Here is a 14,640-nt window from a genome sequence, read left to right as displayed (position 1 = left end):
TTTATTCTTTAAAAACATCTTTAATTTCTTCAACATTTTTCACAACTTCGTCTTTGATTTCTTTAACCTTCTCGGCTGTATTTTTGGCGGTTTCAAAAACTTTTTCTTTGGCATCAGTAGCTCTTTCACCTATTTCTTCCATTTTTTTGCCTAATTCTTTTCTGGTTTCTTTGCCGGATTTTTTGGCAAACAATACGCCTAAAACGCCTCCTAAAATTGTTCCTAACGCAAATCCTTTAAAAACTTTTTTTCCTTTACAACACATAAATTTAAATTTAAATTAATTAGTTAAAAGTGAAGGGTAAAAATATTTTTTATGTTTTTTATCTTTTAATTTATCCCACTTGTCCAAAATCGCCACCGCTTCCGAAGCTACCAAGCCGATTTCTTTTTCACCAATTATTCCCCAATCTCCTGTCACGATGTTGTCAAAAACCGCGCAAACCGAACCCGCTCTCAAACCATATAAATTAGCAATGGTGAAAAGAGCCGAAGATTCCATCTCCAAATTAGTCACTCTGGTTTGTTGCAAATCTTCCAGGGTGTGTTTAAAGCGCGATTGGTCGTATCTCCTAAAACCCGGTCTGCCTTCACCAACATAAAAAGCATCGGTTGAAGCGGTAATTCCCAAATGATATTTTATTTTTAATTTTTCACACGCCTCTATTAAAGCCAAAATTACTTCGTAATGAGCAAAGGCTGGATAATTCGCGTCAACATAAGAATGAGAAGTTCCTTCCAATCTGACTCCGGCAGTATTGATAATTAAATCACCCGGTTTAATGTGCGGTTGAATCGCGCCCGTGGAACCAATGCGAATAAAAGTATGACAGCCGATTCTGGCCGCTTCTTCAACAGCAATAGCCGTGGATGGCGAACCGATGCCGGTGGAAAGACAAGAAATTTTTGTGCCATTATATTCACCGGTCATGGAATGATATTCCCGATGATTGGCTATTTCTTTTTTCTTATCCCAAAGATTGGCCACTTTCGCCACTCTCCCCGGATCGCCGGGCAAAAGCACGAATGGCGCCAAGTCTCCTTTTTTACAATTAATATGATATTGAGCCCCACTTGGTTGAGCGGGCATTTTAGCGGTTGGTTTAACCATACCAGGTAGTAGAACTTTGACAATTTTTGTAAAATTACCAAAGTTTTAAGTTATTAATTAAATTATTTTAGGAAACCTTTTTTATTTTATGAATTTTTTTTGTCCGACCAAAAATCAACAAATTAAATCTTCAACAATATGTTAGATGCGCAAAATATATACCAGATAAAACTTTTTAGTTGTGAGAGGACAAGTCAAAGTCCACTACCTGGCATATTATTTTAAATACTAATTTTTAATTATCGCCGATGAATTCTCTTAAAATTGAATTTTGAGGCACTAAAGATTTGTCCGACAATTCTTTAACTTCTTTCAATAAATCATAAACTCTTTGAGCCCGAATATAAGCGTCTTGACGATTCGGATCTTTTTTATAAGTTTCAATCATTTCCGGAAAAAATTTAAAAAGGCAATGTTTTAAAATCGGCAGTTCATAAGCCAGACTGGTGTTAAAAACGTAATCAGCCGTATGAATGTAAGGAATAATATTTTTCAATTCTCCCTGCCGCACGTAATGCCAATGTCCGATTGTTTCTTTCGGATTATAACCTCTGAATTGAACATCCCTGATCATCCGTCTCAATAATCTGATATCGGTCCATCTGACAAATTGTCCGTCTTTGTCTCTCAATTGACAAAGAGTCTCCAAATAAAGCTTGTATTTTTTATCTTCCGGCACAATCTCGGTTAATTTGTCGTAAATGCCGAAGTGAGAATCTATTAAAATTATTTGATTGCCCTTAAGTTTTAATTTATCGGTTTTTTCTTCGCGGCAACCCAATTGAAAATTATATCTTGGCACGTCAATTTCCTTTCCTCTTAATAAATCCGCCAAGTGCTGATTGATCAAAGGGATATCCAAAGCATAAGGACCTTCAAAATCATAATCGCTATAATCGTCTTTTAATTGATATTTTAAACTGTAAAAATAATTATCCACCGTAAGCTTGATAAAATCCATCCCCTCTCTTTTGAGCTCTTCGGCAATTCTTTGAGTGGTGGTGGTTTTACCGGAAGAAGACGGGCCGCTGATAATCAATAATTTTACTCTGTTAAGATTTTCTTTTATTGACGCCGCCACTTTTGAAATCTCTTCGTCATATCTTGCTTCTGAATCTTTTATTAATTGAGAAAAAGTACCAGCTTCAACATGCTCGTTTAATTTACTGATTGTGTCGCAAGAATGTTCCAAATTCCAAACCAAGCTTTGCCAAATAGTTTTATAAGGTATATTCTCTATTTCCTTTTTGTCTCTTTTTTCTCGCAGTTCTTTGCGTTTTTGACGATATAAAATATAAAGTTTTGAAGTTTTAATATGCCCTTCTTTGATTAAAACTTGTTCAACAATATCCTGAATTTCTTCAACCGTGGGAATGGTTTCGGGCGAATGATTTTCCACAATATCCACCACCATATCCGAAAGTTTTTCCGCCAGATTCATATCATGTCCCCCGGCTTCCTGGGCAGCCTTGTAAATAGCATGGGTAATCTTTATTTGATGAAATGGAACTATTGTTCCGTCTCGTTTGTAAATTTTAGTAATTTTCATAAAGAAATTAATTTGCCCATGAAACCGTCTTGATAAAATTTAACTAATTTCACTTTGACTATTTGATTGGTTAAATCTTTACCACTTTTGAAAAAAACTTTGAGATAATTCGGGGTATATCCTTGCCAATATTCGCTTCTTTTGTTTTCAATCAACGCTTCCGAAGTTGAATTAATGAATATTTTCCTTTGTTTTTCTGATAATTTCTCGCCGAGCTTAATCAATTTATTGCTTCTTGTTTTTTTTATTTTATCCGAAATTTCGTCTTCAACAAGAGAAGCTTTGGTGCCCGGGCGGGCGGAAAATTTAAAAACATGAATTTTCAAAAATTGACTTGATTTGACGAAATTATAAGTTTCTTGAAAATCTTTCTCGCTCTCTCCGGGGAAACCGACGATAATATCGGCCGTGAGATTGATATCTTTAATCTGTTTAAGTTGTTTTATTATTTTTTCCAAATCTTTGCGATTGTAGGGGCGATTCATTTTTTCCAAAACTTCGCCGGAAGCGGATTGAATTGACAAATGAATGTGCGGACAAATTCTCGGATTATTCTGAATTAATTTGACGAACTCCGAGTCAATTAAGGTCGGCCAAAGCGAGGAAAGCCTTATTCTCTTGATGGTGGTTTTATTTAAAATTTCTTTTAACAAATCCTTCAAATCATATTTCCCTATCCGGTAGTTGCCGATGTTGGTGCCGACCAGAACTATTTCCTGGCAGCCGTTTTTTTCTCTATTTTTAATTTCCTGAATGATTTTTTGCGCCGGCTTGTTTGAAATTTCTTTTCGCAAATAAGGAACAATACAATAAGAACAATAATTTTGGCATCCATCCTGAATTTTAATAAACGCTCTCGTTTTCTTTTTTAAATCATTTTTGCCTTTCTTCTTTTTAATGATTTGTCCCAAAATAAGTTTGTCGGTTTTTTCTTTATTTTTGTTATCAATCCATTTATCAACCTTGCCGATAAATTCGCGATCAAGCCTGAGAATGGAAGGAAAACAGCCAACAACTATCAAATAAGTTTTAGGAAACATCCGCTTGATTCGGGAAATAAGCTGCCGAGTTTCTTTCTCCGCTTTTTGGGTAACGGCGCAGGCATTGATAATATAAAAATCAGCTTTTTGAAGCGGCTCCACTATTCTCAATCCCCTTTCTTCAAATTTTTCTTTCAATTCTTCCGCTTCAGCCTGATTTAATTTGCAGCCCAATGTGCAAATGGCTATTGTCTTCATACCAAAATTATTTAAAAATTTAATGAGACAAAACTCTTTATATTCTTTTTCTTAATTCTTTAATCATTTTTTCCTGATCAATTGTTTCTTGATTGCCGCTGGACATATCGCGGAAAATAATAGTTTTATCACTCATTTCTTGCTGTCCTAAAATCAAAGTTAATTTAACGCCTATTTTATTGGCCATTTCCAATTGAGCCCGCAAGCTGTCTTTGGCTAAATTCTCCGCCACTCTGAATCCTTCTTTGCGCAAATCTTCAAGTAATTTCAAAGATCTTCGCATGGCCAATTCTCCGAGCTGAGCCAAGAAAATTTTTGGCGCCCGTTCTTTGGAAATTCTGATATTTTGATATTTCAATTCTTCAATAATTCTTTCCACGCCAAAAGCCACGCCAAGCGCCGGTGTTTCTCTGCCGCTTAATTCTCCGACTAAATTATCATATCTTCCTCCGCCACCCAAAGCTGACATAGGAGGAGCCACGGGAACAACTTCTATCGGTTCTTCGCTTACCTGACCAGGAAGCATACCGGGTAATAATTCTTTATTTTCTTCTTTCGGCTTAGAAACTTTTTTCATTGAAATAACTTCCGTTCTGACGGGTACGATTTCAAATACTGTTCGGGTGTAATAATCCAATCCTCGAACCAAAAACGGATTCAATTCATAAGCAATTTCCGCCTCATCAAGACATTCTAAAACTTTTACAAAGTGAGAATGACAATTTTCACATAAACTATCGACTATTTGAGGAGCATCAGTTATCAAATCTTTACAATTTTCTTGCTTGCAATCCAAAATTCTCAAAGGATTGCGAACCAATCTTTTTTGGCAATCAGGACAAAGTCTGTTTCGTTTTGATTTAAAATAATTTATCAATTTGGCGCGATAAACTTTACGGCATTCCAAACAGCCCAAACTGTTGATTTGAATGGAAATTTTAATTCCCAATTCCTCAAAAAAAGTTTTACAAAATAGAATAACCTGGGCGTCACTGACCGGTTTGTCTGATCCTAAAACTTCCAAATTAATTTGGTGAAATTGGCGGAGCCGACCGGCTTGAGGTCTTTCATAACGAAAGAGCGGGCCGAAACAAAATAATTTTATCGGCTGAGATAAGTTAAACATTCCGTGTTCAATATAAGCTCTAACCATTGAAGGTGTGAATTCCGGCCGCAGCGCCACTTGATTTTGTCCTCGATCAGTAAACTGATACATTTGTTTCTCAACCACTTCGGTGGTCATCCCTGTACTTTTTTCAAATAAAACTCTTTCTTCCAAAACAGGGGTTTCAATTTTCTTAAACCCATAATCCTCTGCCAAATCCTGCGCCTTTTGAAAAACGAAATCCCAATATTTTCCTTCTTCAGGTAAAATATCTTCCATGCCGCGCAAACTTTTCGGCAAATATTTTTTATGTTGAATAAGAGGCTGAACGGTATTATCTTGAATATTTCTAATTTTATTTTCTCGTCTAACCGGACTTTTTTCAGGTCGTTTAATCAATTGCTTTTTTTTGCTCTTATTTTTATTATTCTTATTCTTTTTCGCTATTTTGTTAATTTTTTTGTTCTTTTTTTTGTTCATACCGAATTTTTTAAAATTTTTAAGTTATTTATAAAGATTATCAGATCTGTGTTGCCTACGCTTACTCGGAAAAGAAAATAAATTTTCTTTTCTCTCACTCGCTTGGCAATAACGCGAAAAATTTTACTAAAAATTTGAGTACCCCCTCCCTTACTCCATCGGGGGTCTACCCTTTTACGATACGCCGTAAGCGAAGCGGCTTCGCCTTATTCCTAACGATTATCGAGAATTTATCGTTGGGATAAAGGAGGGGGTAAAGGTTTTGTAGCCCGCCTAAATTTTCGCTTCGCGAAAACTTGGGCGGGACAAAACTCTTTAAAAAGTAAAAATTGGAGTTTTTAATAATCCTAAGTTTTTAAAAGGCCATCCCCTAAACCAAGCTCTGCCGACAATGGTGCTTTTTTTAATCGGCCCAAAAACCCTGGAGTCCAAACTTACATTTCGATGATCACCCAAAACATAGTATTCATCCGGATTCAATTGAATATCGATCTCCCCCATTGTAATCAGGCCCGGATTTAAATAACTGTTTTCATTAAGCCCGGCTCCTTGGGGAAACTGCTGATTATAAATAGAAATTTTATTTTTTGTGATAACGACTCTTTCTCCGGGCAACCCGATCACTCTCTTGATTAAATAATCTTGAGAATTATTGGGCGAATGGAAAACAATCACCTCTCCTCTCTGCGGAGAATTAAAACGGTAACTTATTTCTTCAACAATCAAATAATCTTTATCGTAATAATTCGGTTCCATTGATGGTCCACTTACGTAAAATGGCTGGAAGACAAAATGATGAATCGGCCAAATGATTATAAAAGCCAAAATGACAATTTTAGCCAAATCTAAAATAAATTCCGCCCAATAAGGTTTTGCTTTAAAAAAGCCGCCCTTTTTCGGTTCTTCTTCTGGATTTATATTTTCCGAATCTATCATAAGTATGAATTTTAATTAATTTTTGTCTTCCTTGTCATTTAAACTTATTTTTCCGACAATTTTGGTAATGTCTCTTTCTATTAATTTCAATTTAACCGTAACGTAAAAAACAAAATAAAATAATAAAATAAGGGAGAAATATACGATAATATCCGCTCCCCTTCCCACACCTAATATTCTAGCCAAGAAACTGGTGACTTCCGGCCAAATGACCGCTATTGTCGCCGCCAACCAAAAAATCAACCAAGCCAGAAAATTTAAAAAATTAATTTGATTATTTTTCAGTCTTAAAATCAATCTGCTGATTATAAATAAAATTAAAAAAATGAATAATATTTGAATCCAAAGCATATTTATATAAATCTATCTATAATTAATTTGAACAAAGTTTTAATACCCAAGAAAAAATTTTGCCCTTTGGATAAAGAATATTCCGTGTAAATACTTTCAGTCGGCACCTCCGCAAAACGAAGTTTTTTATTTTTAATTTCCTTAAAAAATTCGGAAGAGACTTCCATGTGTCTGCTTTTTATTTCTATTTTTTCCAGAGCAACTCGATTGAACGCCCTTAATCCCGATTGACTGTCCGTAGTCTTAACCCCGCAAATTATAAAAGTAATCCAATTGGCCGCCAAGTTGCACATTCGCCTGCTTTTTGGCATTTCTTGATAATTTAAAAATCTTGATCCGATCACCGCGTCCGCCTTATCTTCCAAAATCGGTTTGATTAAATTCGGAATTTCTTTTGCTTTATGCTGGCCATCGGCATCCATGGTTACGACTATATCGGCATTTTCTCTGAGAGCCGCGTCAAATCCTGTTTTTAAGGCTCCTCCTAATCCCAAGTTAAGGATATGTCTGAAAACTTTCGCTCCGCTATTTTTTGCCGCTTCGCCGGTTTTATCCGAAGAAGCATCGTCAATAACTATTATTTCTTTGGTTATTGTTTGAGCGTCTTTAATAACTTCTTTAATGGTTTTAATTTCGTTATAAGCCGGGATAACAATAACAATTTTATTAAAATTTTTCTCCATACTGACTTATTAAAGGTTCCAGTAATATTCTGTTAGCCTTAACATAATCAACTAATTTTTCCAGACCGTCATTTAATCCGACAACCGGGAGCCAATTTAATTTTTCTTTCGCCAAACTGATATCGGGCAGACCGAGCGGAGTCATAAAAAGGAGCGGTGATTTAAACTCAACTTTGGATTGAGAATGAGTAATTTCTATAATTTTATTAGCCAGATCCACCAATTTATATTCTTCTGATCCGCCCAAATTTATCGGTCCGATTTCATTTGAGTCCATCATTGAAATAATGCCGTCAACAACATCGCCTACGTAACAAAGCGAAGTTGAAAAATTTCCATCTCCGTAAATAATCAAAGGCTGCTGCGTAAGCGCTTGCAGAACAAAATCAGGAACCATTTGTCCGTCAAAAAGAGTTTCACGCGGACCGTAAGTTCTGAAAATTCTGACAATCTTAGTATCCAATCCGTACATTTCCCGATAAGTCATCATGGCTGTTTCGGCAAAACGTTTCCCTTCATCATAGCAAGCTCTCGGACTGATAAAATTAACAGAACCAAAATCACTTTCTTTGAAAGAAGAATTATCTTTGCGACGAGAACCGTAAACCACGGCTGAAGAAGTAAAAAGAATTTTTGCTTTATACAATTTAGCCATTTCCAAAATATTAATCGTGCCGATGGCATTGGTGTGCAAACTTTTCAATCGCAACTGATTAAAGTTTTTAGCCGAGGTTGGAGAAGCTAAATGAAAAATTTCCTGAATGCCGTGAATTTTAATTTTAAAATTCGCTAATTCCGGAAATTCTTCAAAATTTATCGGCAAATTAATATCATGCTTGATAAAACGGAAATTCGGGTTCTGTAAGAGATGACTGATATTGTTCAAATTTCCGCCGCCAATGAAATCATCCACGCAAATAACATTATTGTCTGCTATCAATTGGTCGCAAAGGTGAGAACCGATAAAACCGGCTCCACCTGTAACCAAAATATTTTTTCTTTCGCCCGGATAAAATTTTTCCTGCCTGCCGGTAGGCAGGGAGTCTTTATTTATTGGCATAAATTAAATTTAAAATTTTATTTTCTTATTCGTTATTTTTTGATTCTGCTACTCCAGTTTTTTGTTTCTCAAAAACATTTCTTATTGTTTTATTAAATGAAAATAGACAAATAAAAAAGACAAAGAATATGACTGCTTCAAAAAATTTTAATACTCCGAATTTTTGTAACACATAAAAAATATCTTTAAGAGAAATATATCTCCCAGAGTCACCAATTCCAATACCCAATCCCAATAAAACCCATAGAATCCCTTTTCCACTCAGAATTATTAAAAATAATGAGAGAATAATTAAAGCAACCTTCCACCATTTTCTATATTGCCATAGCCCTTTTGAAGCAATTAATCCAAATATACCTATTATCAAACTTAAAAATAAGAGATATAAAGGTATAAAAATAAACTGACTACCAATAACATCAATGAAAAAATGATTCATAAATCTACTGGTCATAAAAATCTGGATATACGCACTGAATATTGTTCTATTAATTCCAGAAATTTTAGTCACTAAAGATAAAAGACTTATGATTGATAGAATAAGTGACAAAACGAAAATCACTCCGGCAACAATTCTTATTATTAATTTTGCCCTTTTGTCATTCATATTATTTTTTATTCACTACTTATTTACTTACCAGCTTACCAGCTTATCAGCTTATTTTTTAGTATCGTTTTCTATCTTCGACGATCATCATTGCCTCCTCGATTCGGACGAGCTTGATCGCCGCCTTCAAGTAAGGCTCTCATTGAAAGATTAATTCTGCCTTGTCTGTCAATTTCCATCACTTTGACCGGTACAATGTCGCCGACTTTAACCAAATCATCAGGATGTTCAACGCGATAATTGGCCATTTCTGAAACATGAATCAATCCTTCTTGACCGCGCACGACTTCGGCAAAAGCGCCAAAATCCATAATTCTGGTAATTTTACCTTGGAAAATTTCACCGGCCTTAACTTCATGAGTGATATTTTTAATCCATTCAACCGCTTTATTTTTTGATTCTTCATTCAATGAAGTAACCATAACTGTGCCGTCTTGTTCAATATCAATTGTTGATCCGGTTTGAGCAACGATTTCATTAATCATTTTTCCACCCGGTCCGACCACATCTCTGATTTTATCAGGATTAATTTTAATCATGGTCACTCTTGGCGCGTAAGGTGAGAAATTTTCTCTGGGCTTCGGCATAGCTTGAGTCATTATTTCCAGAATCTTAACTCGAGCATTTGCTGAGGCCTGAAAAGTTTCTTTAATTACGTCAAAAGTTAAACCTTTTGTTTTTGTATCCATTTGAATGGCGGTAATTCCTGTCGGCGTTCCGATAATTTTAAAATCCATTCCGCCTGGCCCGTCTTCCAAATCTTGGATATCGGTTATAACTTTATATTTTTTAAATCCATTATCCCCTTCTTCAGAAGCTAAACCAACGGCTATACCGGATACTAATTTTTTAATCGGAATACCGGCATCCATTGATGATAAAACTGAAGCGCAAGTCGCGGCCATTGAAGTGGAGCCGTTTGAAGAAAGAACTTCTGAAACCAATCTGAGAGTATAAGGAAAATTTTCTTTATCCGGCAAAATCGGTAAAATTCCTTTTTCCGCCAAAGCGCCATGACCAACTTCTCTTCGTCCTGTTTGTCTTAAAGGCCCGGCTTCTCCAGAACAAAACGGCGGGAAATTATAATGATGCATATAGCGTTTTCGGCTGCTGTCTTCCATGGTGTCCAAATATTGTTCCATACCCGGACCGCCCAAAGTAACAACCGAGAGTACTTGTGTTTCTCCTCTGTTAAATATGGCTGAACCGTGAACTCTTGGCAGAACTCCGACTTGGCAGGAAATTTCTCTAAGTTCATCAAGTTTGCGTCCGTCAATTCTTTGATCGCGATCCAAAATAGCTTGGCTGATTTCCTGATAAATTAATTTCATGGCATAATCAAAACCTTTGCCTCTTCTGTCTTTACCAATATTTTTTTCAATAAAAACTTCTTCCAAACGGGCAATCAATTTTTTCTTGGCGCCGATTCTGTCTTCTTTCATTTTTAACGGATGATCAAAGAAATATTTCGGCATTTCCGCTTTAACAACTTCTTCAGTAATTTTTTTAACTTCTTCTTTGGCAGCAATATCTTCCGGACTCAGAGAAGACACCAAAACCATTTTTGGCTTGCCTGTTTTTTCTCTGATTTCTTCAATAAATTTATTGATTTTTTCAAATTCTTCCGCGCCCAATTCCATTGCTTTATACATTACGTCAGCTTCTATTTCTTGAGCACCGGCTTCAATCATTAAAACTCTTTTATTCATTCCGCAAATCATTAAATCAAGATTACTGGTAGCTCTTAAAGTTTGAGTTGGGTTAACAACAAGTTCTCCATTAATTTGTCCGACCCTTACGCCTGCTATCGGTCCGTTCCAAGGGATATTGGACATATGCAAAGCGATGGAAGCGCCGAGAAGCGCCGGTATATCAGGATCATTTTCATGATCAATGGAAAGCACGGTTAAAATAACTTGAACCGAGCGTCGCATATCTTGATCAAAAAGAGGACGGATAGAGCGGTCAATTAAGCGTCCAATTAAAATAGCCTCGTCTGGTGGACGAGTCTCTCTTTTTATAAAGCGAGAACCTTTGATTTTTCCTGCTGCGTAAAAACGTTCTTCGTATTCAACCATTAAAGGGAAATAATCCATTCCCTCTTGGTCTTTATCGCCCATAACGGCGGTGGCCAAAACGGTTGTTTCACCGTACTGAACTGTGCAAGAACCATTTGCTTGACCGGCTATTTCACCGGTTTTTACTATTAATTTTTTGCCTGCTACATCTGTTGTAAATTCCATAGTCATTTTTTTAACAATTTATATTTATTTTATTTGATAATTTAGTAGTTAATTATTTCTTACATTTAGCAAATTTCGCCTGAACGATGTCGCGGAAAAGCCTTAGAAAATTAAGGAGTTTTATTGAAAAATTCATCTGTTTGACGATCCCGCTATAGTCGGGAGAGGAGTTATGAATTTTTCAGAATAAAACGAGTATAATTTTCAAGGGATTGGAGCGCTGAGTGAAGGAGAAATTTGCGGCCCTTGTTATTTGTTGTTGTATCTTTTAATTAGAAATTTCTTAATGTTTTTGCCCAAATCGGTAAACTCATCGACTGTTTCAACTAATTTAGACGAAGTGGTTCGTTCAAAAGCCACCAGCTCCACTCGGCAGCCCTTGTTTTCTTTTAAATAAGAAACTAACGGGATAAAGTCTCCATCGCCGGTTACCAAAATAACCACATCAACTTTGTCGGCTAATTTAATCGCATCAACCGCCATTCCAACATCCCAATCCGCTTTTTTCATTCCGCCCGGGAAAATTTGCAAATCTTTTATTTTCAATTCAAACCCTTGATTTGAAAGCGCTTCAAAAAAAGTTTGTTCTTCGCGGCTGTCTGATTTGATAACATAAGCGATAGCTCGGATCAATTGACGTCCGGCAACAATTTCTTCCAAAACTTTTGCAAAGTTAACATTGGCATGATACAAATTTTTGGCAGAATGATACATGTTCTGCACGTCAATAAAAACTCCGATCCTCTGATCTTTATGTTTGATCATACTAAAATTTTATTATTTTCTTTTAAGTTTTTTAATAATCTTCTCGTAACTTTTAGGGTCGTTAGCTTGAAGATATTTTAAAAATTTTCGTCTTTGGCTGACTTTTTTTATCAAACCGCGCCTGGATGAAAAATCATGGATATGAGCTTTCAAATGTTCGGTCAAACTTTCAATCTCTTTGGTTAAGAGACCGATTTGAACCTCAGACGAACCGGTGTCAGTTTCGTTAATTTGATTGTCGGTGATAATTTGTTTTTTTTCTTCTTTTTTAAGCATACCAAGTAGTAGAACTTTGACAATTTTTGTAAAATTACCAAAGTTTTAAGTTATTAATTAAATTATTTAGGAAACCTTTGTTTGTTATATGAATTTTTTGTCCGACCAAAAATCAACAAAATTAGACTTTTTTAATTGATTAAGCGCGCAATTATGGTATTACCAGGTAAAACTTTTTAGCGGTGGGAGGACGAGTCAAAGTCCACTACCTGGCATAATTTAAGTTTAATTATAATATTATTATATTAGCACATTCTATTATTTTTAGCAACCCAAAATGATCATTTATTCTGCTTCTTTTAAAACTTCTAAAATATAAAAGCCTTTTCTTTCCCCTGGGGCGGAATCAAATTTGATTTTGACCTTATATTTTTTACCGGGATCAAATTTAAAATCTTTGGGGAAAATAGCCAATTTTCCCAGATCCCAGGTGATAGTTTTAATTTCATTATTTTTATCACGCGAAGTTAGCGGAGTGACTATAAATTCTTTAAAACGCAAATCAATCATTTCTGTTGTTTCCTTTAAAGATCCTTGTTTAGGAATTTCACCGCCTAATTTTTCAATTACTTCTCGAAGTGGAATAGTTAAAGGTTTTTTTTCATCTTGCGGTTTAATCCACATATTCTCTCGAATATTTTTTCCCTGTGAAAAATCAATTTTTGACAAATCCGCCTGATGAATTGAAATAAAAAAACTTTCAAATCGCGGAGAATATAAAACATAACCGTCATAATCGGCAGCTCTGACGGCCTGATAACCACCGGCTACTTTTTTATCTATATCAATCACTACTTCGCCGAATTTCGTCTTAATAACAAATCCATTTTCTTTTAATTTTTCAATGGTTTCTAAAGAACTTTTAATTACTCCTCTCTGTTCATTACTTCTTTGAACAAGGCCATATTTTTCTAAATCTTCATCTGAAAGAATTTCTTGAGGCGAACGGCCTTGCTGAAAATAATCATATAAATTTTCAAAACTAAAAAATCTCTGAAGTCCGAAAACAGTGCGATCGCTTATGGTAAAAAGTTCTTTGGCATCAGGATATTGAGCGCGATCTACGCGGGAAACAAACTGAGATAATTTATCTAAAACAGGATCTTTTTTTAAAAAACCTTTAGATATAAGACCTAAATAAAGATGACGACTAGCCGGAATACTTTTTTCCGTAGATTCGTTTCCGTGATGGTCAAACCAGGCAGTCTCATCTTCTTCTGAAACAACTATTCCTGTTTTCATACCGGTATCTAAATTGGTTGCTCCTGGAATAAATTCTCCGGGCGGTACATAAGTTACATTATCAACGTTAAAACCTGCCATTTTCAAAAACCCTAAACAAGTTTTTCCGTCCAAATCAGTATGTGACTGCAATTTTATTTTTTTCTCTTTGTGATCAAAACGCAAAATTCCATGAACAGCAAATTCTTTCCATAATTCACGCGAACTCTCTCTGAATTTTTCTTCAGATTCTTTAAGTTCGGAAATTTCTTCTTTATCTGCTCGAGAAAAAGTAATTTTCTCCATTTCTTTGGCGGTCTCATCTAAAATGGCCTGATATTTTTCATGCTGAGATTTATGACTATCAAATATTTGTTCTTGTTTTTGTTCTTGATTCATAAACAAAAATTAAATTTAACTCTAAACTATGATTAATATTATATTAAAAAAATGATTTTATGTCAATCATAATAACACCAAAAAAACCTAATTATTATATCTATAAAACAACATTTCTTGCAGATTAAATTACTAAACGTTTTGATGCAGCCGCTCCAAAACGTTTAGTAATTTAATAATAAATACTTGACGAATATGGTTTTAATCAATATTATTAAAACCATGACAAAATTAAAAAAATGGCTGAATTTGTGGCTGCCGGTTATTATTTGGGCCGGATTGATTTTTTATTTTTCCTCTATCCCCGATTTGCGAAGTTCTTTGAGTGAATTTTGGGATACTGTTTTAAGAAAAATCGCTCACATGGCAGAATTTTATATTTTATTTTTACTGTTATTTCGGGCGCTTGATAATTTATCCAAAAAACAAAAAATGTTCTGGGCGCTTTTATTCTCCATTCTTTACGCTTTTTCAGACGAGTGGCACCAAAAATTTATTTTTGGCCGAGTCAGTTCTTTAATGGATATTGGTATTGATTCAATGGGAGCAGCCATCGGATATATGATTAAAATAAAGAGTTTTTCTGGCGTCGCAAAACCTTGACTTATTTAAAGAA

Annotated in this window: 15 protein-coding genes; 1 reads left to right on the top strand and 14 read right to left on the bottom strand. The window is 35.2% G+C overall.

Going from position 1 to position 14,640, the window contains the following annotated elements; translation table 11 throughout:
* Position 1: 1 nt before the first annotated feature.
* From PHF10_03825 to PHF10_03760, 14 genes are all read right to left on the bottom strand, one after another.
* Positions 2-265 (bottom strand): YtxH domain-containing protein, encoded by a 264-nt coding sequence (locus PHF10_03825; GenBank protein ID MDD5534850.1) that lies wholly within the window; start codon positions 263-265, stop codon positions 2-4.
* Positions 266-280: 15 nt separating this feature from the next.
* On the bottom strand, positions 281-1,111 hold the full coding sequence (locus PHF10_03820) for a nucleoside phosphorylase (protein MDD5534849.1): 831 nt from the start codon (positions 1,109-1,111) through the stop codon (positions 281-283).
* A 235-nt stretch (positions 1,112-1,346) separates the two neighbouring features.
* Positions 1,347-2,660 (bottom strand): ATP cone domain-containing protein, encoded by a 1,314-nt coding sequence (locus PHF10_03815; protein ID MDD5534848.1) that lies wholly within the window; start codon positions 2,658-2,660, stop codon positions 1,347-1,349.
* Entirely contained in the window at positions 2,657-3,898 is a 1,242-nt protein-coding gene (mtaB, locus tag PHF10_03810) for a tRNA (N(6)-L-threonylcarbamoyladenosine(37)-C(2))-methylthiotransferase MtaB (GenBank protein MDD5534847.1), read from the bottom strand. Before mtaB ends, PHF10_03815 begins: the two co-directional genes overlap by 4 nt.
* A gap of 37 nt (positions 3,899-3,935) precedes the next feature.
* On the bottom strand, positions 3,936-5,483 hold the full coding sequence (gene hisS, locus PHF10_03805) for a histidine--tRNA ligase (GenBank protein ID MDD5534846.1): 1,548 nt from the start codon (positions 5,481-5,483) through the stop codon (positions 3,936-3,938).
* 315 nt (positions 5,484-5,798) lie between these two features.
* Complete coding sequence (gene lepB / locus PHF10_03800) at positions 5,799-6,419, bottom strand: signal peptidase I (protein MDD5534845.1); 621 nt, start codon at positions 6,417-6,419, stop codon at positions 5,799-5,801.
* A 15-nt stretch (positions 6,420-6,434) separates the two neighbouring features.
* On the bottom strand, positions 6,435-6,770 hold the full coding sequence (locus PHF10_03795; GenBank protein MDD5534844.1) for a DUF2304 domain-containing protein: 336 nt from the start codon (positions 6,768-6,770) through the stop codon (positions 6,435-6,437).
* Positions 6,771-6,772: 2 nt separating this feature from the next.
* Positions 6,773-7,453 (bottom strand): glycosyltransferase family 2 protein, encoded by a 681-nt coding sequence (locus tag PHF10_03790; GenBank protein ID MDD5534843.1) that lies wholly within the window; start codon positions 7,451-7,453, stop codon positions 6,773-6,775.
* On the bottom strand, positions 7,437-8,513 hold the full coding sequence (locus PHF10_03785) for a GDP-mannose 4,6-dehydratase (protein MDD5534842.1): 1,077 nt from the start codon (positions 8,511-8,513) through the stop codon (positions 7,437-7,439). The genes PHF10_03790 and PHF10_03785 overlap by 17 nt, the downstream gene beginning before the upstream one ends.
* A gap of 25 nt (positions 8,514-8,538) precedes the next feature.
* On the bottom strand, positions 8,539-9,120 hold the full coding sequence (locus tag PHF10_03780; protein MDD5534841.1) for a hypothetical protein: 582 nt from the start codon (positions 9,118-9,120) through the stop codon (positions 8,539-8,541).
* 71 nt (positions 9,121-9,191) lie between these two features.
* On the bottom strand, positions 9,192-11,363 hold the full coding sequence (locus tag PHF10_03775) for a polyribonucleotide nucleotidyltransferase (protein ID MDD5534840.1): 2,172 nt from the start codon (positions 11,361-11,363) through the stop codon (positions 9,192-9,194).
* A gap of 249 nt (positions 11,364-11,612) precedes the next feature.
* The gene (locus PHF10_03770) at positions 11,613-12,128 is read right to left on the bottom strand and encodes an NYN domain-containing protein (protein ID MDD5534839.1); all 516 of its coding nucleotides are present in this window, start codon (positions 12,126-12,128) and stop codon (positions 11,613-11,615) included.
* Positions 12,129-12,140: 12 nt separating this feature from the next.
* Positions 12,141-12,404, bottom strand: coding sequence for a 30S ribosomal protein S15 (gene rpsO / locus PHF10_03765; protein MDD5534838.1), 264 nt, complete (start codon positions 12,402-12,404; stop codon positions 12,141-12,143).
* A gap of 285 nt (positions 12,405-12,689) precedes the next feature.
* Positions 12,690-14,024, bottom strand: a complete 1,335-nt coding sequence (locus PHF10_03760) for a hypothetical protein (protein MDD5534837.1) — start codon at positions 14,022-14,024, stop codon at positions 12,690-12,692.
* Positions 14,025-14,219: 195 nt separating this feature from the next.
* On the opposite strand from PHF10_03760, the gene PHF10_03755 reads away from it, so the two are divergent.
* Positions 14,220-14,627: a VanZ family protein gene (locus PHF10_03755; GenBank protein ID MDD5534836.1), complete on the top strand. Its 408-nt coding sequence runs from the start codon at positions 14,220-14,222 to the stop codon at positions 14,625-14,627.
* The last annotated feature ends 13 nt before the right edge of the window (positions 14,628-14,640 follow it).

This window comes from Patescibacteria group bacterium (genome assembly GCA_028716665.1).
Lineage (GTDB): Bacteria > Patescibacteriota > Patescibacteriia > UBA2591 > JAQUPP01 > JAQUPP01.
The sequence above is the reverse complement of the archived record's forward strand: the minus strand, read 5'-3'. Positions and strand labels throughout refer to the sequence as shown.